The organism is Dysgonomonas sp. GY617 (genome assembly GCF_015233815.1).
Taxonomy (GTDB): Bacteria; Bacteroidota; Bacteroidia; order Bacteroidales; family Dysgonomonadaceae; genus Dysgonomonas_A.
The window spans coordinates 209,685-236,366 of the sequence record NZ_JADCLR010000014.1 but is presented as its reverse complement, the minus strand read 5'-3'; the positions used below and the strand labels follow the sequence as shown (position 1 = coordinate 236,366).

Annotated in this window: 23 protein-coding genes and 1 tRNA gene; 15 read left to right on the top strand and 9 right to left on the bottom strand. The window is 32.8% G+C overall.

From position 1 onward, the window contains the following. Nucleotides 1-97: 97 nt before the first annotated feature. From IR022_RS09780 to IR022_RS09745, 9 genes are all read left to right on the top strand, one after another. Nucleotides 98-1,297, top strand: coding sequence for a site-specific integrase (locus IR022_RS09780; RefSeq protein WP_194203562.1), 1,200 nt, complete (start codon nucleotides 98-100; stop codon nucleotides 1,295-1,297). Between the two features lie 195 nt (nucleotides 1,298-1,492). Continuing rightward, nucleotides 1,493-4,465 (top strand): site-specific DNA-methyltransferase, encoded by a 2,973-nt coding sequence (locus IR022_RS09775; protein ID WP_194203561.1) that lies wholly within the window; start codon nucleotides 1,493-1,495, stop codon nucleotides 4,463-4,465. Then, complete coding sequence (locus IR022_RS09770; RefSeq protein ID WP_194203560.1) at nucleotides 4,465-7,674, top strand: DEAD/DEAH box helicase family protein; 3,210 nt, start codon at nucleotides 4,465-4,467, stop codon at nucleotides 7,672-7,674. The genes IR022_RS09775 and IR022_RS09770 overlap by 1 nt, the downstream gene beginning before the upstream one ends. A 232-nt stretch (nucleotides 7,675-7,906) precedes the next feature. Further along, nucleotides 7,907-8,812, top strand: a complete 906-nt coding sequence (locus IR022_RS09765) for a hypothetical protein (protein ID WP_194203559.1) — start codon at nucleotides 7,907-7,909, stop codon at nucleotides 8,810-8,812. Between the two features lie 470 nt (nucleotides 8,813-9,282). Next, the gene (locus tag IR022_RS09760; RefSeq protein ID WP_194203558.1) at nucleotides 9,283-9,783 is read left to right on the top strand and encodes a hypothetical protein; all 501 of its coding nucleotides are present in this window, start codon (nucleotides 9,283-9,285) and stop codon (nucleotides 9,781-9,783) included. Nucleotides 9,784-9,841: 58 nt separating this feature from the next. Next, on the top strand, nucleotides 9,842-10,294 hold the full coding sequence (locus IR022_RS19990; protein ID WP_242053196.1) for a hypothetical protein: 453 nt from the start codon (nucleotides 9,842-9,844) through the stop codon (nucleotides 10,292-10,294). Between the two features lie 114 nt (nucleotides 10,295-10,408). Continuing rightward, complete coding sequence (locus IR022_RS09755; protein ID WP_242053191.1) at nucleotides 10,409-11,662, top strand: hypothetical protein; 1,254 nt, start codon at nucleotides 10,409-10,411, stop codon at nucleotides 11,660-11,662. Nucleotides 11,663-11,935: 273 nt separating this feature from the next. Next, nucleotides 11,936-12,235 carry a hypothetical protein gene (locus IR022_RS09750; RefSeq protein WP_194203557.1) on the top strand — a complete coding sequence of 100 codons (300 nt, stop codon included), beginning with the start codon at nucleotides 11,936-11,938 and terminating at the stop codon, nucleotides 12,233-12,235. Between the two features lie 213 nt (nucleotides 12,236-12,448). Then, nucleotides 12,449-12,520: transfer RNA gene (locus tag IR022_RS09745), tRNA-Phe, on the top strand. 127 nt (nucleotides 12,521-12,647) lie between these two features. Here IR022_RS09745 and IR022_RS09740 read toward each other — a convergent pair. The 5 genes from IR022_RS09740 to IR022_RS09720 all read right to left on the bottom strand — a co-directional run bounded on the left by IR022_RS09740 (nucleotide 12,648) and on the right by IR022_RS09720 (nucleotide 16,233). Next, on the bottom strand, nucleotides 12,648-13,196 hold the full coding sequence (locus IR022_RS09740) for a hypothetical protein (protein ID WP_050710460.1): 549 nt from the start codon (nucleotides 13,194-13,196) through the stop codon (nucleotides 12,648-12,650). 112 nt (nucleotides 13,197-13,308) lie between these two features. Next, nucleotides 13,309-13,713, bottom strand: coding sequence for a DUF1398 domain-containing protein (locus IR022_RS09735; protein WP_050710461.1), 405 nt, complete (start codon nucleotides 13,711-13,713; stop codon nucleotides 13,309-13,311). Between the two features lie 136 nt (nucleotides 13,714-13,849). Further along, complete coding sequence (gene rnc / locus IR022_RS09730; RefSeq protein ID WP_194203556.1) at nucleotides 13,850-14,704, bottom strand: ribonuclease III; 855 nt, start codon at nucleotides 14,702-14,704, stop codon at nucleotides 13,850-13,852. 10 nt (nucleotides 14,705-14,714) lie between these two features. Next, complete coding sequence (gene fabF, locus IR022_RS09725; protein ID WP_050710463.1) at nucleotides 14,715-15,977, bottom strand: beta-ketoacyl-ACP synthase II; 1,263 nt, start codon at nucleotides 15,975-15,977, stop codon at nucleotides 14,715-14,717. A gap of 19 nt (nucleotides 15,978-15,996) precedes the next feature. Continuing rightward, the gene (locus tag IR022_RS09720) at nucleotides 15,997-16,233 is read right to left on the bottom strand and encodes an acyl carrier protein (RefSeq protein ID WP_050710464.1); all 237 of its coding nucleotides are present in this window, start codon (nucleotides 16,231-16,233) and stop codon (nucleotides 15,997-15,999) included. A gap of 156 nt (nucleotides 16,234-16,389) precedes the next feature. Between IR022_RS09720 and purN the strand changes: the two genes are divergently transcribed. After that, on the top strand, nucleotides 16,390-16,968 hold the full coding sequence (purN, locus tag IR022_RS09715) for a phosphoribosylglycinamide formyltransferase (protein ID WP_194203555.1): 579 nt from the start codon (nucleotides 16,390-16,392) through the stop codon (nucleotides 16,966-16,968). 93 nt (nucleotides 16,969-17,061) lie between these two features. On the opposite strand, the gene IR022_RS09710 is transcribed toward purN, so the two are convergent. The 4 genes from IR022_RS09710 to IR022_RS09695 form a co-directional block, all read right to left on the bottom strand. Beyond that, nucleotides 17,062-18,111, bottom strand: coding sequence for a hypothetical protein (locus IR022_RS09710; protein ID WP_194203554.1), 1,050 nt, complete (start codon nucleotides 18,109-18,111; stop codon nucleotides 17,062-17,064). 169 nt (nucleotides 18,112-18,280) lie between these two features. Beyond that, the gene (locus tag IR022_RS09705) at nucleotides 18,281-19,174 is read right to left on the bottom strand and encodes a bile acid:sodium symporter family protein (protein ID WP_242053189.1); all 894 of its coding nucleotides are present in this window, start codon (nucleotides 19,172-19,174) and stop codon (nucleotides 18,281-18,283) included. Between the two features lie 204 nt (nucleotides 19,175-19,378). Next, a complete protein-coding gene (locus tag IR022_RS09700) occupies nucleotides 19,379-20,665 on the bottom strand; it encodes an ABC transporter permease (RefSeq protein WP_050710468.1) in 1,287 nt (428 codons plus the stop codon). After that, nucleotides 20,662-21,567: an ABC transporter ATP-binding protein gene (locus tag IR022_RS09695; RefSeq protein WP_194203553.1), complete on the bottom strand. Its 906-nt coding sequence runs from the start codon at nucleotides 21,565-21,567 to the stop codon at nucleotides 20,662-20,664. Before IR022_RS09695 ends, IR022_RS09700 begins: the two co-directional genes overlap by 4 nt. A gap of 192 nt (nucleotides 21,568-21,759) precedes the next feature. On the opposite strand from IR022_RS09695, the gene IR022_RS09690 reads away from it, so the two are divergent. The 5 genes from IR022_RS09690 (at nucleotide 21,760) to IR022_RS09670 (ending at nucleotide 26,635) form a co-directional block, all read left to right on the top strand. Further along, nucleotides 21,760-22,560, top strand: a complete 801-nt coding sequence (locus tag IR022_RS09690) for a metal-dependent hydrolase (RefSeq protein WP_194203552.1) — start codon at nucleotides 21,760-21,762, stop codon at nucleotides 22,558-22,560. 74 nt (nucleotides 22,561-22,634) lie between these two features. After that, the gene (locus tag IR022_RS09685; protein WP_050710471.1) at nucleotides 22,635-23,249 is read left to right on the top strand and encodes a TetR/AcrR family transcriptional regulator; all 615 of its coding nucleotides are present in this window, start codon (nucleotides 22,635-22,637) and stop codon (nucleotides 23,247-23,249) included. Between the two features lie 70 nt (nucleotides 23,250-23,319). Continuing rightward, on the top strand, nucleotides 23,320-24,579 hold the full coding sequence (locus IR022_RS09680) for a TolC family protein (RefSeq protein WP_194203551.1): 1,260 nt from the start codon (nucleotides 23,320-23,322) through the stop codon (nucleotides 24,577-24,579). A gap of 144 nt (nucleotides 24,580-24,723) precedes the next feature. After that, nucleotides 24,724-25,620 (top strand): HlyD family secretion protein, encoded by an 897-nt coding sequence (locus IR022_RS09675; RefSeq protein ID WP_194203550.1) that lies wholly within the window; start codon nucleotides 24,724-24,726, stop codon nucleotides 25,618-25,620. A 100-nt stretch (nucleotides 25,621-25,720) separates the two neighbouring features. After that, nucleotides 25,721-26,635, top strand: a complete 915-nt coding sequence (locus tag IR022_RS09670; RefSeq protein ID WP_194203549.1) for an ABC transporter ATP-binding protein — start codon at nucleotides 25,721-25,723, stop codon at nucleotides 26,633-26,635. Nucleotides 26,636-26,682 lie beyond the last annotated feature (47 nt).

Genomic DNA, 26,682 nt, shown 5'->3' with positions numbered 1-26,682 from the left:
AATAAGGTAGTTATAGAAATATAGCTACCTTTTTTTATTGGGTAAAATGGAGGTTTTAATGATGTGAGTTAAACCAAGAGTTAAACCAAAAAACATCATGAATGCTACTGTTAATGCGGTTTTGTTCAAATCAAAGACACTTTCAAATGGCGAACATCCGTTAATGATACGGATATGCAAAGACAACAAGAAAAAATATAAAAGTTTAGGAATCTCAGTTCATCCTAATTATTGGGATTTTGAGAAAAGCAAACCTAAACGGAATTGTCCTAGAAGGGAACAAATTTTAAATTTGATTAATGAAAAAACGAAAGAATATTCAGAGCAAATATTTGAATTTAAAACTACAAGCAAAGAATTTACGGCTACTAGCTTAGTTGATAAAGTCAATTCTCCCCTCAATGCAAAGACTATTAATGAGCTTTTCCTCGTTCAAATAAGTAGATTGGAAAAAGAAAAAAGGAAAGGTTATGCATTGTCTAATATACAAGTGCTGAATTCCCTTTTGATCTTTAATGGACATCTTGATATTTACTTCTCAGATATTGATTTATCATGGTTAAAACGTTATGAAGCTCATCTAAGAGAGAAAGGTTTAGCCGAAAATACAATTGGTATTCGTTTTAGAACTTTAAGAGCAATTTATAATGTTGCTATTGAAGAAAAGATAGTCAAACCAGAGTATTATCCATTTAAAACTTATAAAGTCTCTAAACTGCATCAAGAAACAGTAAAGAGATCAATCACAAAACTAGATGTAGAGAGAATAATCAGCTATAAGACTGATAGAGCATATACCCAACTAGCAATTGACCTATTTTACTTCTCTTACCTCTCAGGAGGGATTAACTTTGTGGATATATCCTATCTAACCGAAAGTAATATTATAGATCAACGGTTGGTTTATACTCGTAGAAAGACTAAGAAATTAATTAAAATACCTATACAGGATAAAGCTTCTGAAATCGTTCTGAAATACAAGCAACAGGATAATCCTTATTTATTCCCTATACTATCAACATTTCATAAGACGGATGTACAGAAAGCGAATAGGATTCATAAAGTCTTAGCCATAATCAATAAAGGATTGAAAGGTATTGGAGAGGAACTAAACTTGCCAATTGATTTAACTACCTACGTGGCACGCCACACCTATGCAACTGTTTTAAAACGTTCTGGTGTTAATACTTCTATTATTAGTGAATCATTGGGGCATAGCTCAGAAAAAATCACTCAAATCTATTTAGATAGTTTTGAAAATAGTCAGATTGATGAAGCGATGAAAAATTTATTGTAGAAATTAATTAACTTGCTAATATTATAAGGAGGATATTTTTTGAGGAAAGTATGTTTTATATACCCTATTCAAATTTTATCCTCTTTGTATTAAATATTTACTAGAATTGAATTTAAGATAAGCTTATTCGATAGAATAAAATCACTAAATTTGACAAGAAAAGAAATTAGATAATTTGCATCGACACATAAATATATGGATAATTATAAAAAACTTCAAGATACTTTGACAGAAATATTTGAGATGGATAAGGCGGATCTAGATTTTGGAATCTATCGCATTATGAACCAAAAGAGGAAACAAGTAGAAGAATTTGTCGATAAAATATTACCATCAGATATAAAAAAGATATTGATTCAAGCGCAGGGCTTTGATACTGCAACTATTCAAAAAGAGTTAGATGAAAAAACAAAGGGAGCATCAAGTTTGGGTATTGATCCAAATACTGTTCCTGCAATAATAGAACTCCAAAATAAGCTGAAAACAACAGATATAGCAAGTCTTGAGCAAGATATATTTTCTCATTTGACTAATTTCTTTAAAAGATATTACGAAGGTGGAGATTTCATCTCGTTGCGCAGATACAAAAAAGATGTATATGCTATTCCTTACGAAGGTGAGGAAGTTAAACTACATTGGGCTAATGCAGATCAATATTATATTAAAACATCGGAATATCTGAAAAATTACAGTTTCATTCTTTCGGATAAGAAGAAAGTTCAATTTCAATTAAAAGAAGCATCTACTGAACAGAATAATAATAAGGCTCAAAACAATATGGAGCGTCGTTTTGCTATCTATACCGAAAAACCTGTAGATGTAGAAGGCGACATACTATTTATAAACTTTACTTACGAACTTTATCCTAAAGCTACAAAGCAATCTGACCTAATGAAGGATGGACTAAATTTATTGGTACAGCATATACCAACAGAATTTATATCTATACTTGATTTAGTGCCAACAGCTACAAACAAAAATCGGACAATGCTAGAGAAGCATATCGAAAGTTTTGTCGCACGCAATACATTCGATTATTTTATACATAAAGATTTAGGGCAATTCCTTCGTCGCGAATTGGATTTTTATATCAAAAACGAAGTGTTAGCTATTGATGATATTGGAACAACGAGCAATATCGATCAATTTACATCGCAAATAGCAAAAATACAAGCTCTGAAATTAGTTGCTGATAAAATCATTACATTTTTAGCACAAATAGAAGATTTCCAGAAAAAACTATGGCTGAAAAAGAAGTTTGTCACTAGTACCAACTATTGTATTACATTAGATCGTATTCCTACGTCATATTACGATGAAATAGCCTCAAATAAAGCACAGGTAGATGAATGGAAAAAACTGTTTGATGTTACCATTACAAATAAAGAGCAACTAGAGGAAGAACAATATTTGCTACTAGATACAAAACTCTTTACTGAAGAATTCAAAGACAGACTACTTGCTGAATTTGATAACCTGGATGAACAAACAGATGGTTTGCTTATAAACTCCGAAAATTTTCAAGCACTAAATTTGATGCAAGAAAAGTATGATAGTGCTATTGATGTTTGCTATATAGATCCTCCTTATAATGCAAAGTCAAGTGAAATTATTTATAAAAACACTTATAAACACTCATCATTTTTAAGTTTTTTATATGACCGAATAGAGATAAGTAAACAAATCCTAGCTTCAAAATCATTATTAAATGTTGCTATAGATGATTATGAAGTTGATAGTGTTAGATTCTCTTTAGATGAGATTTATGGTCGAGAAAATTTCATTTCTAATGTTGTTGTCGTACACAATCCAAGAGGTCGAAATGATGATAAATTTTATGGAACTTCACATGAATATATGCTTGTTTATGCGAAAAATAGTGAGATCGCTGAGATAAATAATTTCAAAGCTACCGAAGAGGATCTAAAACAATACAACAAGACTGATCAAATTTCTAACTATACCTTAACAGGTTATATGAGAACAGGAAATAATTCAAACAGGCACGAACGTCCGAATTTGTATTACTCAATATATGTAGATCCAGAGACAAAAAGACTATCTCTAAATAAAGATGATAATTATTCAGTCGAAATCTTGCCTATTAACAATGAAAAAGAAGAAAAAGTATGGAGATGGGGAGAGGAAACTTTTCTAGAAAAAAAAGATACAGAGATATTAGTTTCTTTTACTGATGGAGAATGGAAATTACAAAAAAAGAGACGATTCACAGGAGAGGGAAAAAAACCAAAAACAATTTGGCATGATTCTAGATATGATGCATCTACTAATGGAATAATGCTCATGAAAGCATTATTTAATTCTGTTAGTAGTTTTAGCTATCCCAAATCAATATATACTGTATATGACACATTAGTTGTTAGTTCTAATAAAAGTTCTCTTATCCTTGATTATTTCGCAGGCTCAGGTACAACAGGTCATGCTACCATAAAGCTAAACAGAGAAGATGGAGGCAAACGAAAATATATTCTGGTAGAGATGGGTACTTATTTTGATACGGTAACCAAACCACGTATTCAGAAGGTAATCTATTCCGACAATTGGAAAAACGGAAAACCACAAGACAAAGTTGGTATTTCGCAAATGTTTAAATATCAAATATTAGAATCATACGAAGACACGCTCAACAATTTAGAGTTAAAACTTACTAACGAGCAAATGCAAGTTTTGGATTTTAATAATATTTTTAAAGAGGAATATCTATTGTCGTATATGCTCGATGTGGAATCGAAAGGACATTTGTTTAATATCGAAATGTTCCAGAATCCGTTTTCGTATAAACTGAATGTTACACAAGACAACGAAATGATTTCTACAACAATAGATTTAGTAGAGACATTTAATTATCTAATAGGCTTGTATGTAGAACAAATACGCAGAGAAGGAGATGTGAAACTAGTAGAAGGCAAAACACGTGAAGGAATAAGGACACTAGTGATTTGGCGAAATCTGGAAACAATAGATGACGGTATGACTGAATCTGTATTTAGAAAGTTTTATCCAACGGATAAATCCACCACATTGTCTCAAATATATATCAATGGCGATTATAATCAAGACCTATACAATGCTAAGTCTGACAGATTTAAAATGAAACCAATAGAGGAAGCTTTCTTTAATAAAATGTTTAATATCTCTGAACTATAATGGCACAATTTCACGATAAATTAGTCCTTTCAAAATATATGTTGTCGCTTTTAGGAATAGAAAGTTTAGGCAAGACTATTCTAGATGGCAAGGGCAACAGTATCTACACGGAGCTTAAAGATTCTAATAACGAAGGTTATACAGCAGATGGTAATACTCATTTTTTACAATGTCTTTTAAATGACAAACATTTAATCCCACTTTTAACAAGTAATAAGTTGCAAGAGTATGACCAGAATATAGTAAGACATAATAAAGAAATTTCAGAAGATAGAGAAAATATTATAGTATGGAAATATTTTCAATATCTGTCATTATTATTTACCGAAATCTATCTTGACCGATATTTTGAAAACAAAACGAAATTTGTAGCAGAACTAAACGAATATCTCAAGTTATATAATAGTCAACAAGCAGAAATAAATAAAAAGAATAAGAATTACTTTGAGATAAAACCATTTGGACTAAATGATCTGAATAAACTTGCATATTGGAATGCAACGGGATCAGGAAAAACATTGCTTATGCACATCAACATAAAGCAATATTTGTATTATGCTAAAAAATATAATATAGAGCATCAAAACAAGATCATTCTGATAACACCAAACGAAGGCTTATCGAAACAACACCTAGACGAATTTAAGCAATCCAATATTCCTGCTAATATATTTAAAAAGAATACTCCAAGTCTATATACTTCAAAAGAAGTAGAAATACTAGAAATCACAAAACTGGCTGATAGTGGAGGGGATAAAGCTGTAGCAGTAGATAGCTTCGAAACTGATAATCTGGTATTGATTGACGAAGGTCATGGAGGTATGGGTGGCGATAGTTGGAAAAAGTATAGAGATCAGTTGAGTGCTACAGGTTTTGCCTTTGAATATTCAGCAACTTTTGGTCAAGCTATCAATGCAATATCTAAGAAACAGACAAAAGAAGAATTTACACAAGAGTATGGCAAAAGTATTTTGTTTGATTATTCTTATAAATTCTTTTATGGAGATGGGTATGGAAAAGATTATAGGATTCTGAATTTAAAAGATGATACTTCTAATTATCAAAGGCTTTATTTGACAGCTAATCTTCTTTCATTCTTTCAACAACTTTTGATCTTTAGTGCTAATGATAAATTAGCTTGCGATTTTAATATTCACAAACCCTTGTGGGTGTTTGTTGGTGGGAAAGTTAATGCTGTTCGCTCTGAGAATAAAAAAGAAGTATCAGATGTTTTAGAAATCATTTATTTTATATCAGACTTTCTTAAAAACGGGAAACAAACAAAAGACGATATTCAGCTAATTTTGGAAGATAAGGCAGGTTTGATTGATTCAGCAGGCTATCCAATTTTTTATGGAGCTTTTAATTACCTTAAAAAACAATCATTGTCCGTTGATGAAATATTTGCAAAAATCAACGAATTGGTATTCAATAATACCACTATTGGAGCAAATGTTTACTTAGACAATCTGAAAGGTGCTTATGGTGAACTAGGTTTGCGTGTTGGAAATTCTGAAAGATATTTTGGAGTTATTAATGTTGGCGACGAAAAGAAACTGTTTGATTTAGCGATCAATAATGATGTTCTTGGTAGTGAAAAAGACTTTTCAGATTCTCTATTTAAGACTATTAATAATGATGATTCGACTATTAATTTACTCATAGGATCAAAAAAATTTACCGAAGGTTGGTCGTCTTGGCGTGTTAGTTCTATGGGGTTGATGAATGTTGGGAAAAGCGAAGGCTCACAAATAATTCAGTTATTTGGACGTGGTGTTAGGCTCAAAGGATATAATTTTAGTCTAAAACGATCAACAGAATTAGATTCTTATCAGCAACCTACAAATTTGGCAAGTATTAGAAAAATATTAAATCCTTTAGAAACGCTTTATATTTTTGGAGTACAGGCTAATTATATGGAGCAGTTTAAAATCTTCTTAGAAGAAGAAGGTTTACCAACCAATGATTCAGCTTGGAAAAACATTCAAATTCCTGTTGTCATTAAAAAGAAAATACTAAAGGATAATGGACTGAAAGTATTATCGATTAAAAAGACAAATACATTCAAGCAGAAGCCAATAAGTCTAAAGCTAGAAGAACAAATATTCTTATCTCGATTGGTTGAATTAGATAGGTATCCAACAATAGAAGCAATAGATAAAAATTCTTCTAAAGTCTCTATTTCAAAAAACGAAACAATTTTAACGAACCAACATCTTGTGTTTTTAGATTGGGATAAAATCTATTTAGAGCTTTTAGCCTATAAAAAAGACAAGTCTTATAATAATCTGATAATCTCAAAAAGTGATCTTGAGATCATATTAAAGAATAGCACTTGGTATACTTTGTATATACCAGAAAAAGATATTCGACATAGCAGTTATTCTCAATTTAGGCTTTGGGAAGAATTGTCTATTGCATTATTGAAAAAATATATTGATAAGTATTATTTATATTATAAAAATGAGTTTTTGTCAAATCAAGTAGAGACAATAGTGTTGACTTCTGATAATGATAACTTTATTTCAGAATATAATATACAGCTAAATACCTTAGAAGATATAGATTTATATGAAGAGAAATTAGAGCAGTTAAAAACAGAGCTTTATGAAGAAGCGTTTGAAAAGATTGGCATAAATTCTGGATTTGAAGCTTTTGATAATAAACTTCACTTATATAAGCCTTTGATATATATAGATTCGGAAGCAAACAAAAAAGCTTATTCAAATTTTTTACAAGTTAGTCCTGTAGCTTTAGATCAATTCGAAAAAATGTTTTTAGATGACCTGATTTCTTATATGAAGAATAATGAAGATTATTTGATAGATAAAGAGGTATACATTTTAAGAAATCAAAGCAAAAAAGGATTTGGTTTCTTTGCAGGTGGTAATAATTTTTATCCTGACTTTATTTTATGGATTATTAAAGGAGAATACCAATATATCAAATTTATCGATCCTAAAGGTATAAGAAATTCGAAAGGATTGAATGATCCTAAAATACAGTTTCATAGTGTTTTAAAAGATAGAATCCAATCACAAGTTGAAAAAGATAATATATTTCTAGATTCGTACATTATATCAAATACTCGATTTAAGGATATTAATTGGGCTAAAGGAATTGATAGATTAGAGTTTAATAATAACAATGTTTTATTTCAATTAGAACAAAAAAACGAATATATCGGTCAAATTTTAAAAACTGATTGAATAATACAATTAGGATATTATTTTCCAAATAACACTTTTATATACCATCTTCAAATTTTTCCCTCAATATATCGATCACATTATATGGAGATCATTTATTAAAACATTATGATACAGTTAATAATACAAAGAATATATTGGGATTTAGAGTCAAGTCTGTTGAACTAGTTACCTAAAATACAGTATCTTCTTTTCTTGATATTTTTTTAACGAATATTGAAATATATACCAAATGAAGGCTCTAACCGAACCGATCTATGAACTACCCATTCCTGCAAGTTATTATCACATAGCGGAACCCTATCTAAATAAATATTTTAATATTGAAAGAAGAAGTATAAATAAACAGATATTTGCAGCAGTAGCAGAATTCTCCGAACAAATACCATCAGAAGACTTCTATAACCAAGATCGTTTAGAGTTTCTAATAAAACATGATTTAAAAATAGAGTTTGAAGTCTATAATCCACAAATAATAAGTGAGTGGCTTAAAATATATAATATTACAGAAAAAGTTGAATTTACTACTGCAATAATAATCGCAACTCACTTTTATATTCAAATTACTAATACCCCAAGTTTAGAAGATAATGATTTGGAAAGTATCTACATGGAAGAAAGAGATATTTATAAACACCATGTTCGCCCAGATATGCTTCAACTCTATAGCTTCATTAATGATTGGAAGAAAACACCAACAGAACCTCCCATTACCCTAATTTGTGGCAATAAGAAGTTGCAACTAGACAATAAATCGAATTGGATGTTCACTGCAATAAATAATCATTTAGAACAATACCTGAGAGGAATTAAAAATGTTGAGCAAGCTCAATTAGAATTAGAAGAAAATTATTCAAAGAAAACAGGTCGAAAATCCAATAAATATCAGAATATACTAATTAATGGAATAGACAAGTTATTCCAAGACTTAACAAATACTACTGAAATAAGTAATGAGCAATGTCGATTTGTAAAGGATTATTTGAAATATGTGGACATGCCTATCTCAGAAGAAGAATTTGATCATGAAGATGATATAAAAAACATAAGATCAAGAATTCGATACTTACGAAAATTAGACTATAAAGCTAATTGGATAGATGAAAATAATCTACCATATGCATTTGAATCCTGGTAACGAGAAGACTAAATCTTCTCGTTTTTTTGTTTAAATAAATTGCTTACTTCTAGTGATATAAAAAACAACTCTCATTTTAGCATCAATTCTTTTCCTGCATCCCCTTTTCTATTACTACACTTTTGCACTGCGTTTCAGAAAAAAATACTGAATGCAAGTGCTCTTTGACGTATTGTCTATTTTCCTATTCAAGTATCAAATTAGAAATAAGGTAGAAAACTAATCTCATTTTAACGATTGTTGTTTTCCTAACAAAATTTTCAAAGTCATGCACCTTTGTATCGTAATCAAAACGAAAAAGGTTACAGCGTTCTTTGAAATACTGAAACAAAAACAAACTTCTGAAAAATTGGCATCGAGTTTTTCAGAATAAACTCCATCGGTGCAACAAATCAGCTAAGAACGAGAAGGCGCCAAAGTTTGAAGCTAACTACAAATACAATTTTATAAACATTAAAAAATAAATTTATATGACAACAAATAATTTTTCTTTAAACTTAAATTTTGTAGCTGCTTCTGAATTATTTACCGTAAATAGAAATGAAGAATCTTGTAAAAAGCTACAAGAGGTGATGGAAGAGGGTGCTCGATTGATAATTAAGGCTTACACAGATAAAAAAGGTTATCCTACTTTTTGGATTGAAGCTATTCATCAAAAAAGAACTGATACATTCTCAGTTCCAGCTTACGACTTAATTATGCAAACTGTTTATAAGTACCTCCGCAAAGGAACTATAGCAGAAATAAACTTTGTAGAAGGAGACTATGAGAAAAGTAAAACAGAAATAAACTTCTCTTTAGAATTATTTAAAGCAGAAGTTGAAAATGGAATCCGAGTCAATACAGTATCCGCGTTTAAAGGAAGCAAGTATTTAAAAGCAATGACAAATCATAAGAAAGGGCAAATCCATTACAACTTAGAGCGAAACGAAGAGTTTGAAGGTTATCTTCTGGAAAAGAACCTTATTTAATAAAAGTGGGGAGCAACAAGCTCCCCCATTAATTTTTTAACCATACAAAAATAAAATAATGATAAAACCAGATCCTATAAAAATAAATAAAGGTCAATATCTAACAGATGTTTTACCAGAAATTCCCACCAATACTATTTTAAATAAAACCCTAACAGGATTAGGTGCAACATACGGAGAACTGAAGTCCGGTAGGCATTCTATAATAATAGAACCCAACGTCCCAGTTATAGTCGGAAAGATGAAAGATAAAAAGCATGAAAATATTTTGGGGGTTTATGAAGGAATATATGCAGAAGATGTCTTAAATTATCTAGAGAAAAATGTTGGTAAGCATAAGTTTAAAATATTGACAACTCCTGAGAGCTTAAGAAAAGTCAAAGATGCTTTTCTCGAATTTGGTATGAATATTTACAAAGAATGTTTCTTGTTATTCGATGAGTGTCAGAAAATAGTTCAAGATGTTTTTTACAGACAGGATATAGCCTTACCAATAGATGATTTTTTTTAATTTGAGAATAAAGCATTTGTCTCTGCAACACCGATATACCCAAAAGACCCAAGATTCAAAGAACAAGGCTTTCAGATAATAGAGATTGAACCAACATTTGATTTTAAAAAGCAAATGTATCTCGTTACTACAAATAATGTATTGCAGGCACGAAAGACGGTTTTAAAAACGCTTTGCCAAAACAGTTGCTCTAAAGACAAAGAAAGGGATATCTGTATATTCTTAAATTCAACAGATACAATTGAAGCTATCATTAAGCAGTTAGAAATAACAAGCGAATCTACCGTTTTTTGTTCCGAGAAGAGTGTTAAGAAATTAAATCAGCGAGGATTTAAATCAGCATATGAACATTGGGATAAAAAGAAGATGAAGAAATACAACTTCTTTACTAGTCGTTTTTATTCAGCACTCGATATTGAACTTGATGAAGCGATAGACTTGGTAATGATAAGCGATTTGTACTATGCAGAACATTCGATGATTGACCCTAATACCGAAGCTCCTCAGATAATCGGGAGATTCAGAAAAGAAAATGGAGTTACAAATATTGTTCATATTACCAACCTAAAGTCCGATTTGTCAGTACGAACAAGGGAAGAGCTGCAACTATATCTTGATTGTAGTGAATCTATATACAATAAAATAAATGAATTACACAATACAACCTCTGATTTAAGTTATAGACAAGCTTATAAAGCTGCATTAGCTGTAATACCCTATTCAAAATATATAGATAAAAACGGAAAAAAGAACTATTTCGCATTAGATAACTATATAGATGAAGAGATGGTTAAGAGGTTTTATAACAATTCCCGATTTCTACTAGAAGCTTATAAATCAAGTAATCGATTTGAGATTAATTATCAGCCAGCTTCCTTTCCTTTAGGAGACTTTGAGCGATTACAACGAGAGCGAGATAGTAAAAGTCTGAGAGAAAGAAATATAGAAACAGTTCGACAACTCGACCTTTTAATGGAGAGTGGAGATTATAACTCTGAAACGATACAAGAATATAGAAACGAACTTTATAAATATAACAAGTTATACGTTGAAGCATACGAAGTTATTGGAAAGGAAGGAATTATAAAACTTAATTATTCGAGACCGAAAATAAGAGAAGCTATGATATTAAAAAAATATAAGGATGGAGTTTCTGGTTTAGGATTTCAGGAATTGCTTTCAAATTCATTTGTTATAGGAAAAAAATATACTCGCAAATTCATAAAAGAGGAATTGAGTCGGATTTATTCAATATTTGAGATCAAACCCAAAGGGAAAATAACAGCAGAGACAATTCGTGAGTATTTTGAAGCAATAGAAGTTAAACAAAAAGGAGATGCAGCTTTTCAATTAATAGCAAGGTTGTAAAAAAAACGGGGGATTTTTTCTGAGAAATAATACTTTTATAGTCCCCTTCATATAATATCCTTCAATATTAAAATTTAAAGTATAATGAATGATAAATTGAAATTTTTACTATTACTAATACCAATTCTCATATTGTGGTCATGTTCAGAATCGAAAAAGCAAACTAAACTCCTATTTGAAGTGAACTCTAATAATTATATTCTAAGTTCAGCTAAGGAGTTGGAGCATGAAAAATCAATTCAAATCTATTTACCAAAATACAATGATTCCATAATGCTAAGATTAGGTCGTGACTATCCCAATGGTACAAGAATTGAAGTTCTAAAAGGGAATCATAAAGAGAACTTAATATTCTCAATTTTACCCAATGCCAGATTCAATTTTTTTGATGAATATGGTTACCTCAATGATGGGTACTACATCCAGATGTCTTGTATTGATTTAGATAAAGATTCTATAGAAAAAATTGTTGTTTCAATAGGCAATGGAAGGAAGGAATTAGAGTCGTTTGTTTTTCATATAGATGAATCAGAATCAATTCCATTTAGATATGTTGGTAAGCTTGAAGTATAAAAAAAAGTAACCAATGTTAGAGACTATTTTAAATATATCATTCAATAAGTAGTTGATATTTATAAGCTTACAGGTAATTTAAATTAATATTAATCACTCTTGAATTAGATCACAAAGTTAAACCATCCGTTAAACCAAAGAAGTCAGAAGAATAGATGTAGAGAAAATATAAACTGTAACTTCTATATTACTAATGATTTATGCTATCAATGAGTGCCATAGCTCAGTTGGTAGAGCAAAGGACTGAAAATCCTTGTGTCCCTAGTTCGATTCTTGGTGGCACCACTTTAAAAGGTTTTAAGATTAAAGAGTTACATGAAAATGTAACTCTTTTTTTGTTTGAACAAATAGTGTTTTAGTAAGATTTGCTATTTGTTTTAAATTTAATCAAAAGGTTACTGTGAAGAGAGATTTAATAACAATTTACAGTAGATTCCAAAAGTTCTCCATTTCCTAGTTTGAAATCGAGTGAGCGATTTAATTCTAGCTCATTGCTGGCAGTATAATCATAGATGTTGATCGTGAGTACTGTTGCTTTCTTTAAAGCTTCAATAAAGCCTTCAAATTGAATTTCATCAGGATTCTTAAATGGGTTCTTAAATTCTTTACCATCCAACAAAAATATAACTTCTCTGTGGTCATCTTTAGAACTTACAAAATCAATACCTCCATAATCACCATCCCTGTAGTTATTAGAATACTCAATTAAGAATAGAGGTTTTTGAGAAGGTTCTGTACATTTGATTGAAAAATATAAGATGTAATCTTTATTAGAAAAATTACTTAAATGATTTTCTCCTTCGTATTTTAATAAAACCCATCCATCTGGCGATGCAATGTTTGCGATGTTGCTCAATTGCTCTTCTGAGAACTTATCTGCATCAATAATTATATTATTTTCTTGAGAGAAAGAATGTAGACCAACTAATAATAAAAATGTTGTAAGAATATACTTTGTCATAATAGAAGTTTCTTTAGTGCGTTTAAATCGTTAGTTTGCAAAGATATTAATCTTAGAGCAACCTTATCAATATAAATAACTATCTTCTCATATAAAGAATGAAAATGTTATCTCAATGCTTTTTTTGAGGTAGTGGTATTTGTTCAACAAGCATTGTGTTGCCATTTTTGGCATAATAGGAGCAAAGCATATTGGTGATATCAACTGTCCATTTGTAAACTCCGGCTTCAGCAGAATGCTTGCAAAAGGTTGTGTAGTCGGTCTGACCTTGCTGATGTATTGATAAAGCATGTTCTAGTCTTTCAATATTGCCTTTTTCGGCAATTGGTAGGGTAGGGTACTTTGCATCGGATGTAATATGGAAATTATCTTTTCCATGATAATCGGTGTGTCCGTCATTTACATAAATACTATAACTGGTAACTCCCACTTCTATCAATTCTTGAATGTAATGGGGGAAATCTGCTCCGCTTTTTACTCTTGAATGGATCTCTTCTATCTCATGAAGTGTGAACATGATCTTACATTTATATTTTATAACTAATAGGATATTTAATTATAACAATTCATTAGAAGGCTTTGTTCTAGTTGATTAAAGACGTGTTTGTTGAGTTGTAGATATGCAAATAAGTCTTTGCAATAAATTATAAGGTTTAGACTTCTTTGGTCTCGTTGTTTGTGTTGTATTCTGTCAAAGGGGGTTGCTCAGGGCTTTCCTCTAGTATAGGAAGCTCTGATTCTTTTTCTTTAAGAATGAGTATTTCTTTTATGAATTCTTTATCCATATTTATTTTATCTAAAGCTTCCTCAGCAGCTCTTTGTTGTGATTCTTTTTTCGAATAACCTCTTCCGGTTCCCGATTTAAAATCGTAGATGTCAACAGCAGTATAAAATATTGGATTATTATTGTCGTCAGTAAACGATTCAATGAGTCTGAATTCTACGGGGATCTTATTTTTTTGACTCCATTCGATGAGTCGAGATTTGAAGTTTACTTCTTGTTGAGCAACTGTTTCTATGTTTAAGTGCTCCACGATGAGTCTTTCGTGTACAAATTTTTTGGCAATTCGGTATCCTTGGTCAAGATATATCGCACCGATTAATGCTTCTAAAGCATTGCCATACATATGGGTTTTATGATTGCCTGTTTTGGCAGAAGATTTTATAAGGCGATCAAGTCCTAAATTAAGCGCTAGTTTATTTAGTGTTTCGCGTTGTACAATCTTCGACCTCATATTGGTAAGGAACCCTTCTTTTTTGTATTCGAACTCCTTAAATACAATGTCTGCTACTATCGCATCCAAGATTGCATCTCCTAAGAACTCGAGACGCTCATTGTTAATCCATCTACCGTCTTTAAGTTTGATTGACGAGGATTTGTGCAATAGAGCTTGTTCATACAATGTTATATTGTACGGATAGAAATTTAGTATCTTGTAAAACGAAACATAAGGCTCTCTCCCTCTTTTAGGAAAAAGCCTTATAGTTCGATATAGTTTTTTAAGCACTTATTTATACTTACTTATTAAACTTCTTTACGATTACACATGCATTGTGTCCACCAAAACCAAATGTATTTGATAAGGCAGCTCTAACTTCTCTTTTTTGAGCTTTGTTGAATGTAAGATTCAATTTATAATCAATTTCGCTATCCTCATCTCCTTCAGTGAAGTTGATTGTTGGAGGAACAATGTCGTTTTGTACAGAAAGTACGCAAAACAAAGATTCCATTGCTCCGGCAGCTCCTAAGAGGTGTCCGGTCATTGATTTAGTTGAACTGATATTCAATTTGTAAGCAGAGTCACCGAATACTTCTTTGATAGCTTTGATCTCTGAGGGGTCTCCTACGGGTGTAGATGTTCCGTGAACATTTACGTAGTCAATCTCTTCAGGTTTCATGTTTGCATCCTCAAGGGCTGCTCTCATAACGATCTTTGCTCCAAGTCCATCAGGGTGAGATGATGTCAAGTGATATGCATCAGCAGACATTCCACCACCAACAACTTCGGCATATATTTTAGCTCCACGAGCTAATGCATGTTCTAACTCTTCAAAAATAAGACAAGCTGCTCCTTCACCCATCACGAAGCCATCACGAGACGCACTGAACGGGCGTGATGCTGTTTCTGGGGAATCGTTTCTTGTCGACAGTGCAGTCATTGCATTAAATCCACCTATAGCAGATTCACAAATAGAGGCTTCAGCTCCACCAACTACCATTACGCTAGCTTTGCCCAAACGAATCAGGTCAAAAGAGCTAATCGCACTATGAGTAGATGATGCACAAGCAGAAACTGTTCCAAAGTTAGGTCCGCGAAGACCATGTCTCATTGAGATGTGACCTGATGCAATATCAGCAATCATTTTAGGTATAAAAAACGGATTGAATTTGGGGCCCATTTCCTTATTCTGGAAATAGTATCCAACTTCTTCTTCAAACGTTTTTATACCTCCAATTCCAGCAGATACAATTACACCTATCTTATCACAATCTTCAGTTTCGAACTTAATTCCAGAATCGGCAATTGCTTCTTCTGATGCAGCTATAGCCAACTGCGTATATCTGTCGCACTTGCGTGCTTCTTTTCTGTCAAGATATTTCGCTACGTCAAACTCTTTCACTTCACAGGCAAACTGTGTCTTGAATTTCGACGCATCAAATTGAGTAATGGGCCCAGCTCCACTAACTCCGTTGATTGCATTATCCCATGTGGATTGCACATCGTTACCCAACGGTGTTATTGCACCTAAACCCGTTACTACTACTCTTTTTAATTCCATAAATTATTTGTGGAAATTTTTATTTTGCGTTAGCTTCAATATAAGAAACTGCGTCTCCTACTGTTGAAATTTTTTCAGCTTGATCATCTGGAATAGAAATACCGAATTCTTTTTCAAATTCCATGATAAGTTCTACTGTATCAAGTGAGTCAGCTCCTAGATCGTTTGTAAAACTAGCAGCATTTGTAACTTCTGTTTCTTCAACACCTAATTTATCAACGATAATTGCTTTAACTCTTGATGCTACGTCAGACATAACTTTTTGATTTTAATGAATAATTAAATTTTATTTCTAATTTTGTCGATGCAAAGTAAGCGTATTTTATTAATACGAAACAAATATTTTGACCAGAAAATTCGTTAAAACTGCACATTTATTGTTTTTGTGTGCAAAATTATATAAAACCCGTTTATGTTCAATATCGCTATTTTCGCTTCCGGATCAGGCTCTAATGCTGAGAATATTACCAATTATTTTAAGGAAAGAAAAGATGTTTCAATAAAGCTTATTATCTCCAATAAGAAGGATGCTTATGTACATCAGCGGGCTGAAAAAGTGGGAATAGAATCGGTCACTTTTTCTAAAAATAGTTTCGAAAATACCGATGAAGTTCTAAATTGTTTAGCGAAACATGAGATAAATTTTATTGTCTTAGCTGGTTTTTTATTGAAAGTTCCTCAAAATATAATAGAGGCATATCCTCAAAAAATAGTAAATATTCATCCGGCATTGCTTCCTAAATTTGGTGGAAAAGGAATGTATGGTGATAATGTACATAAAGCTGTTGTAGCTGCTGGAGAATTAGAGTCTGGTATAACTATACATTATATTAATGAGAATTACGATGAGGGTAATGTAGTCTATCAAGCAAAATGTGATGTTTTACCTACAGATACTTACGAAGATGTTGCAGAAAAAGTACATCAATTAGAATATCTTCATTTCCCTCAAATCATAGATAAGGTTTTAAGCGATACAATTGAGAAATAAGAAAGGGTATTATATCTTTATTTACTAGCATAAGAAATGGCGAGAAGTTTATCTTTCTCGCCATTTCTTATAATATATTCTTATTGTATTATCTCAATTGTCGTATTTTACCTCATACCATACTTCTCCGTTAGGATTGCCTGATACCGTATTTCTTGTGCGTACTTCTTTCGAGATAATTTCTTTTCTTCTTAATCGGTTTACTTCTATTCTGTCAACTTCTTTCCCATTTATATAATAAGTCGGTTCGTCGCCAAATGGAGACTCTTCCTCTTCAACAATTGTCTGACTCTTATTAGGAGCGGAATTATACGAATTGCTTGAATTATAGGATGGGTTTGTTGTTGGTTTCTTTCTTAAAGTAGATCGTCCGGCTCCTCCCGATAAACGAGATGACATAGAACCTGCACTTGTTGTTTGTGCTTGTTCTTTACGGAGATCTTCCAATAGAGCCTCCACTGCTAATGCTGCCTCTTCCATTGTTCTGTATTGACTAGCTCTATTCTTTTTGTCGAATACGGATGATTTTTTATTGGTTGATTTAGCTGGAGTTGTATCCTTTGTTTTTGTTGCTACCACTTTCGTTTCCGGTTGCGGTAACTCTTCCTCTCGTTGTTGAAATTCAATAGGTGAATTTTTTACAGATCTAGTTTCCGTTGCTTCACTCACTCTAGCTGTACTTACAGTAGCCTCTGTTGGTCTGAGAGCTTCTTTTTTTATAACTCCTGATAAGACTGGTGCTCTGTGTGCTGCTGGAGATTGCACTTCGCTTGCAGGTGCTGCTTGATGATTAGAGTTTTGTATTGTTCTTTCCACTGGAACGCTTCTAGGTCTTTCGTTCTCTTCTTTTACTAAATGTTTCTCTTCACTTTCTTGAGATTTAACATTTTTAGAAGTCGGAGAAGCATTGGTTGTTGTGGACACAGGAGTTTCTTCCTGCGATTGGGGTGCTCCGCTTTCTTGTTTTTGATAAACCACTAGTCCATCATCATCTATGTAGAAAGTATTGAGAGCTTTAAACTGATTTTCGAGACGCTTCTTCTCATTCTCGTCAATTTTAGTGCTGCGAGAATTCGAGTTGTTGCTTTGTGCAAAAGCATAAGATGCTATGGCAAGCAGAACAAGGGTTATTGAGAGTTTCATCTTCTTTTTTATTTCTGTTAAAAATAGCAACACATTCTGATCCTTTTAAAGGTCTCCTTAAGTAAAGTGTGCTTGGTAAAACGATATGTTTTAGCCATCTTGGAACGCACAAAATTAACACAAATCTTTGAGATAAAAAATAGAATTTTGTTAACTCTGTGAAACAGTGCTAATTTCGTCTCTGTTTATGCCATACTTGAGTTGAATTGATTATGTTTTGCCACAAAATGTATGCTCCTGGTCCAATTGATGAAATCGGGTTGAGATAAGTCTGAGCCATCCAGATAGATAATATGGTGTTTTTTTGTCCTAATCCTTGCCCTCCTGCAATAGTATCACTATAATGCCGTCCCAATCGTCGCCCTATATAAAATTGAATAGCACAAATGAATAGGGTGAGTCCGAAGATTGTTAGTGCTGTATAGAAATGAGTACTACCCTCTAAGAGAAGAAAGTCTATGCTGCGTGCTGTTACTATCATGAGAGCAAGATTCCATAAATAGAATGAGTAGGATTGAGAAGTTCTTATCTTATTCTGAATTTTAGGGAGAAATCTTCCGAGTAGAATAGCTAATACAAAAGGAAGTAAGAGTAGAATAAAAACTCGTTGAGTAATACTTTGTAGCTCTTCCCAAAATGAAAACTCGGAGTACTCTCCTATAATTGTAAACATAAGAGGTGCTACTACTGCAACTGTTAAATTACTAAGTAAGCTAAATGCTGTTAAGCTAGCCGTATTTCCGCCTAGCATTCCTGTAATAACAACGGCGGAAGTTGCTGTGGGAGCCAAAATACATATCATCACACTTTGTGCAATAATAGGGTCTATACCTCTGATGGCAACATAAGCAACGATGCTGCCTACTAATTGAATGACTAACAACCAGAAGTGAAGCATTGTAAATCGAACGGCTCGTAGCGAGATATTAGTGTAGGTGATGAGCAGCATAAAAAAGATCAGATATGGAGTAATAAATGCCAGCTGTGCCAGATAGGGATAAAATAAGGCTCCCCCAATCATGGATACAGGCATCATGTACGATTTGATCTTTTTGATATTCATTACTTTACTTTAGAACGGAAAATGTTTAACGCTATGTTTTAGTGTTGCAACAGACTTATGACCATAATGCTCGCAAAACATCAAAATAGATCTGGGTCTTATTTGGTTGCAAAGATATATTTAAAAAATTCTTTTCAAACAGAAAGTTGCCCGAACAATTATTGTCGGGCAACTCTAATTTAGAATAAGATAAACTCTTATACCTTATTTATAGGAAAACCATTTGATGAGTTCTTTTATACTAGGCTTTTTTCCATACATGAGAATACCAACTCTGTAAATTTTTGCTGCAAACTTTACTGTGAAGAAAACGCTTGTATATAATATAGCTATGGAGAGAATTTTCTCCCAAAGAGGTATTTCGAAAGGAATGCGAACCATCATTACAATAGGTGATGTCAATGGAATCATCGAGCACCAGAAGGCGAGAGGTCCATCAGGATTCTGAAGGCTATATATGCCTACATAAAAAGAGAATATGAATATTAAAGTTACAGGCATTACAAATTGCTGAGTATCTTGTGCATTATCCACCGCTGCTCCAAACATAGCAAAGAGTGAAGCATAAATAAGGTATCCACCGATGAATAGCAGTAGAAAATATATAATAATTTCTGCCCAGTTAATAGAGAATAACATCTCGATGCTTGCTATCTGTGATGATAATCCTGCCATGTCAGCTTCTGCGAAGAGTGTGCTTTTCGCACCCAAGATAATAGCGAATATACCAAACCAGATGAATAGCTGTGTAATACCTGTTAAGCCGATCCCTATAATCTTTCCCATCATTAAATCGAATGGTTTTACCGATGAAATCATCACTTCCACAATGCGATTGCTTTTCTCTTCTACTACACCTTGCATTACCATAGTGCCATACATAAGTATAAACATATACATGATGAATGTGAAGACTCCTCCTATTCCTGCGGCAATAGCAGATGAAGTTTCTTTCTCAGAGCCATCATCGCTCCATCTTTTGGTTGTAACTTTTATGTTGCCCGAGGTTTCAATAACTTGTCTGATATCGACTATGATTTTTGTGTCAATATCGGCTTCTTGTGCCAATCTATTTATTTTATCAGATTTTACAACTTCCGAAAGAGTGTTGTTTATGTAGCCTTGTAGATCGAGAGGAATTTGTTTTTCTGATACAAATGTGGCTGCTGTGGGGCTTTCCGATAAGTCTCCTGTTATTTGTAATATTCCGAAGATATCTTTTCCTACTTTTGATTTTAATTGATCGTTTTGTTCCTCACCTACTATCTCGAATGAATAATGTTCTGACGATTTCAGATGAGAGGCGTATTTTCCTGTATTATCAATAACAGAGATTCGCTTAATCTCCGAATCTTGAATATTGGATAATAATAAGGGTACAATTATTAACGCAGCCATAAGGATGGGCATTAATAAGGTAAGTATCACAAATGATTTTTTCTTTATTCGTGATAGGTATTCTCGTTTTATAATGAGGCTTAATGCATTCATAGGTTTGTGACTGTTTGGATGAATATTTCGTTCATAGAGGGCAACTCTTCTTCAAAAGAGACTACTTCGTATTTGTCGGTTATTTCTCTTAGAATCTGTGAATTTGAAGAGCCTCCCAGCTTTTTGATTTTTACTTTAGTCGTTTCAGTATGTGATTCTTTCGATTCCAACGAAAATAAATCGGAAGATAAGTCAAAATCACTGCCATTTACAATTACGGTGAAAATGTGCTTTTTATACTTATTACGTATCTCTTTTACATTGCCTTGTAATACAACCTGAGATTTATTAATCAGAGTGATTTCATCGCAAAGTTCCTCAACCGATTCCATGTTATGGGTTGAAAGAATAATTGTTTTTCCTTTTGATTTTAATTCAAGAATTTCTTTTTTCAAAAGCTCAGCATTAACCGGATCAAATCCACTAAATGGCTCATCGAGAATTAATAAGTGAGGATCGTGGATAACAGTTGTTATGAATTGTATCTTTTGTTGCATACCTTTGGACAGTTCTTCTATCTTCTTGTCTTTCCACGAGGTAATATCGAATTTTTCGAACCATTCATCTATCCTTCGGTTGGCTTCTTGTTTTTTTAGACCTTTTAGTTCAGCCAAGAATAATGCATGCTCCTTCACTTTCATTTTTTTGTAAAGACCTCTTTCTTCCGGCAAATAGCCAATATTGTAAATGTCGGATTGAGCGGATAGATGACCGTTTAGAAATACTTCGCCACTATCAGGAGCTGTAATTCTATTTATAATTCGTATCAATGTAGTTTTGCCTGCTCCATTGGGGCCAAGTAATCCGTAAATTTTCCCTTGAGGAACTTTTATACTCACATCATTAAGAGCCCTATGACCTGCATATTGCTTTATAATATTTCTGACTTCGAGGTATATCATATTTTATTTAGGTGTTGTTGCTTAATTGTTAGTAGCTCATTGAACCGAAAAATCACAGGTGCAGTATTTTTGTCTGATTATAACTTTAAAACCTGTTAGGACACGAATTTAATTTATTATTCTAGATTATAAAGTATAAATTTGTATTTAAGGTGTCAGATTTTTTTTATTCTAAATATTTAAATATCATTTATGGATATTCTTACCCATGCTCTTTCTGGTGCCGCAATAGGTACAGTTGTAGCCAATTATAACCAGATGAGCTCATCTCGTAAAGCTAAGACTGTTTTAGCAGGAGCAGTTGGGGGTACATTTCCCGATATTGATGCAATAAGTATGTGGTCTGGGTTTGATCGGACTTTAGGCTCTTTATTTAATTTAGAGCATTCAGCTCGTGTTATTTATGGCAGTAAATTTTGGTATTCGCATCATGCATTTTTTCACTCATTGATTGGAAGTTTATTGGTTGCTGTATTATTCCTTCTGTTGATTTATATAGTAATGAGGAAGTATAAAACGATTCCTTTACTTGCTTATTTCAAGGCATCCTCTGTCTTTTTTATTGCATTTGTTTTAGGTTACTGGGCACATCTCGCCGGCGATTTACCCACTCCTTCATCGGTGTGGGGTGGAATATCTTTATTTTGGCCTTCGGATAATTACGTTGGAGGATATGGAAAGATTTGGTGGTGGAATAATTATGATATTTTCTTATTGATCCTTTTTTGTGTCATTTTAAATTTATTACTGCCTGCAATTTCAAAATATGTTAGAATTAGATCTAGAGTATGCACTATATCTATTGCGACTATTACCTTAAGCTTGATATTGGTGCAAATTAATACTCGTCACTATAATTATTCTTATGCCGGGAATCGCTCTAATTATACTCAAATGGAGCAGAATTCCAAGTTGGAGCAAAAACGTATTTTGGGTGATAGGATATACTACTATATGGATAAGTTTGATAAACGTTTAAAGATTAATTTTTAAGTAAATGTTTGTATTTCATAAAATCTCTCCTATATTTGTATTGTTAACAAAATTGTTAAACAAATAAGTTGATAGTGGAAAAGAAAGATATAACTACCGAACAAACAATATTAGAAGCTGCCGAATATGAATTTCTAGAGAAGGGATTTGCTGGTGCTAAAACTACTGCTATCGCAAAACGTGCGGGAGTAAATCATGCAATGATTCATTACTATTTCAGAACAAAGGAGAATTTGTTCTCTATGGTTTATCAGCAAAAAATAAAGACTCTAGCTGAATCTTTCTCACAGTCATTTAATCAAGATTTACCTTTTTTCGAGCAGTTGAAATTGGCTATTGGTAGCCATTACGATTTTGTTGCTGCCAATCCCAGATTACTCTTTTTTATTTACGGAGAAATAATTACTCACGATGAGAGGAAGAAAATGCTTGTAAGGAGTGTCTTCCCTAAACTAAAAGGTATAATAAAAAGACTAAAGGAGAGAATCGATATTGAGGTCGAGAATGGCTCTATGCGTTTTATCCGTCCTACTGAATTGTTGATGAATATAATTGCTCTAAATGCGATTACATTTTTAGCAATGCCTTTGTTGCAGATTATAAGGAGAAATGACAAAGAGGTTGAAAAGCTTCTACTACAAAGGAGGGAAAATAATATCCAATTTATTATAAATGGGTTGAGTGTTTAATTTTTTTAGACTGTAACTAACAAAATTGTTAAGTGATAATGTTTGTGGAATGAAAACGTCATCTGAAAATATGAAAAGAATAATAATTGTTCTGTGTGTTTTGCTCAGTAGTTGTTTTATGGCATCGGCACAATTGACTATTGAGGCTTGTCAGGAGAAAGCCAAGCAGAACTATCCTTTGATTAAGCGTTATGGCTTGATCGAGAAAACAAAAGAGTATAACTTGTCGAATGCGAATAAAGGATACTTGCCTCAGTTTTCGATGACAGCTAAGGCTACCTATCAATCCGATGTCCCACATCTTCCTATTTCCGTACCAGGTGTAGATATTCAGCCATTGAGTAAAGATCAGTATGGTGTAACTCTGGATGTAAACCAAACTATTTGGGATGGCGGAGTTATTGGTTCTAAGAAAGAAATGGCGAAAACGGCTTCAGAGGTTGCTTCTAAACAACTGGAAGTTACTTTATATACGATTAACGACAGAGTGAATCAGCTATATTTTGGTATACTCTTATTTGATGCAAAAATTAAGCAGAATCTATTGCTTCAAGAAGAGCTAGCACGAAATTTTAATCTTATTTCAAGCTATATCGAAAATGGTGTTGCTAATCAGTCAGATTTGGATGCAATAAAAGTGGAACAGCTAAAAACAATACAGATGCAAACTCAATTGGTCTCGAATAGAAAAGCTTTTATTGATATGTTGTCTGCATTGATCGGGGAGTCGATCAATGAGAATACTGTTTTAGAGAAACCAAATTCAGAGAATGAGTTACTATCTGCCCAGATTGGGCGTCCGGAATTACATCTGTTCGATGCACAGTATAATGATCTCGAAACTCAGAAAAAACAAATCAAAGCAGGTTATATGCCAAAGCTAGGTCTATTTGCGACCGGAGGATATGGAAGACCTGGCTTGAATATGTTAGAAGATAAATTTGCAGCTTATTATGTAGCAGGAGTTCGTTTGTCGTGGAATTTTGGAGGACTTTATACTGAAAAGAACGATCGTAAACTGATCGAAGCCAATCAGAGCTCATTAGCTGCTGAAAAGGAAACATTCTTGTTTAATACCAATTTGGAGGTAACTCAAGAGCAAAGTGAAGTAAAAAGAAATCGCGATTTACTAAAATACGATGATGAGATAATAATGCTTCGGAATAATGTGAAAAAATCGGCAGAAGTGAAGGTTGCAAATGGAACTCTGACGGTAACTGATCTTATGCGAGAAGTAAATGCTGAGGATTTAGCTAAACAAGACAAAATCCAGCACGAGATAGAGTTGTTGTTGTCTATTTATAATCTAAAATATACAACTAATAATTAAGGTCTAAAACTATTTTAGGTGTTGGTTGTAAGTGTTTGATTGTTAGTTGATATATTCTTTTTTTTAATAACACAGAAATCTTCCGTTGCAAAAAGCAGATCAATAAATACTTTTATTCGATTAAATATTTAAGATAAATAATATATGAGAACTATTAAAGCATTATCCATCCTTATTATAGGTTTCTTACTTGTTGCATGTGGCAATAAAAAGGGCGATTATGATGCTTCGGGAATATTCGAAACTACGGAGGTTATAGTTTCATCCGAAGCAAATGGGAAAATTCTAGAACTTAATTTGGAAGAGGGGCAGATCGTCAATCCAGATGTGCCTATGGGATATATAGATACGACACAGTTATATCTAAAAAAAATGCAGTTGTTGGCAAGCAATCAGGCAGTAAAAAGTAAACAGACTGATGTTCCAAGACAAATTGCAGCAATACAACAGCAGATTGTTACACAAAAAAAAGAACAAGCACGTTTCGAAAACTTAGTGAAATCGAATGCAGCTAATCAAAAACAGCTAGATGACATCAATGCTCAGATTCTTTACCTCGAAAAACAATTAGCTGCACAGACTGAAGTCTTGATGAATTCTAATCGAGGCATTTCTGAAGAAAGTTCTTCTATGCAAATACAAGTAGCCCAATTAAATGATCAGATTGTAAAATCGGTGATTAAAAGTCCTATAAAGGGAACTATATTATCTAAATATGCTGAACAAGGAGAGCTCGCAGTGCAAGGTAAGGCATTATTTAAAGTAGGAGATATTGAAAATATGATCCTAAGGGCATACATATCAGCAAGTCAGTTGACGCAGTTGAAAGTAGGTCAAACTGTACAGGTATTCTCTGATTTGGGAGAAGCAGACCGAAAGGAATATTCGGGTACAATTGAATGGATATCTGATAAAGCAGAGTTTACGCCTAAAACAATACAGACAAGAGACGAACGTGCCAATCTGGTTTATGCTGTAAAAATTGCAGTAAAGAACGATGGATATATTAAAAGAGGAATGTACGGAGAAATAAAGTTCTAAGTTTCAATGTCTATTTACTACTTCGATGTAGGAGCGAGTTATACTTGCTGAAATTAGGGTTAAGAATAGGACATTAAATATATGTAGATTACTAAAAGATATGGTTGCAATTTCGGTACAGAATATAAATAAGAAATACGGAAATATTCAAGCTCTGAATAATATCAGTTTTGATGTTCAGCAAGGTGAGATATATGGTATTATCGGTCCTGATGGAGCTGGTAAAACTTCGCTATTTCGTATTCTTACCACTCTTTTGCTTGCTGAAAGTGGAACAGCAACAGTCGATGGATTGGATATTATCAAAGACTATAAACAGATTCGTAATAGAATAGGGTATATGCCGGGGAAATTTTCTCTTTATCAGGATTTGACTGTGGAGGAGAATCTCGAATTCTTCGCTACTGTTTTTAATACCACTATAAAAGAGAACTACGATCTGATCAAAGATATTTATAGCCAGATAGAACCTTTTAAAGATAGAAGAGCGGGTAAATTATCTGGAGGGATGAAGCAAAAATTGGCACTTAGTTGTGCATTGATTCATAAACCTACCGTTTTATTTCTTGATGAGCCTACAACGGGTGTTGATCCGGTTTCAAGAAAAGAATTTTGGGAAATGCTTCAAAATTTAAAGGCGCAGAATATAACTATATTGGTATCGACTCCTTATATGGATGAAGCTATGCTGTGTGACCGTATTGCATTGATTCAAGATGGAACTTTTTTGCAAGTTGACACTCCTGATAATATCATTGAACGTTTTACCCAAATACTTTGGGCAGTAAAGAGTAAAGAAATGTTTAGGCTTCTGAATGATTTAAGAGACTATGATTGTATAAAAACTTGCTTTACGTTTGGTGAAGTGCACCATATAACGGTAAAAGAAGATTTGAAAATGGAGGATATAAGAACCTATCTTATAGGTAAAGGTCATCAGGATATTGATGTTTATGCTATTAAACCAAGTATTGAAGACTGTTATATGCAATTGGCACAAAAAACGAAAGTTTAAACAAGATCTCGGTTTTTTATGACTATGATTGATACAATATTATAGCT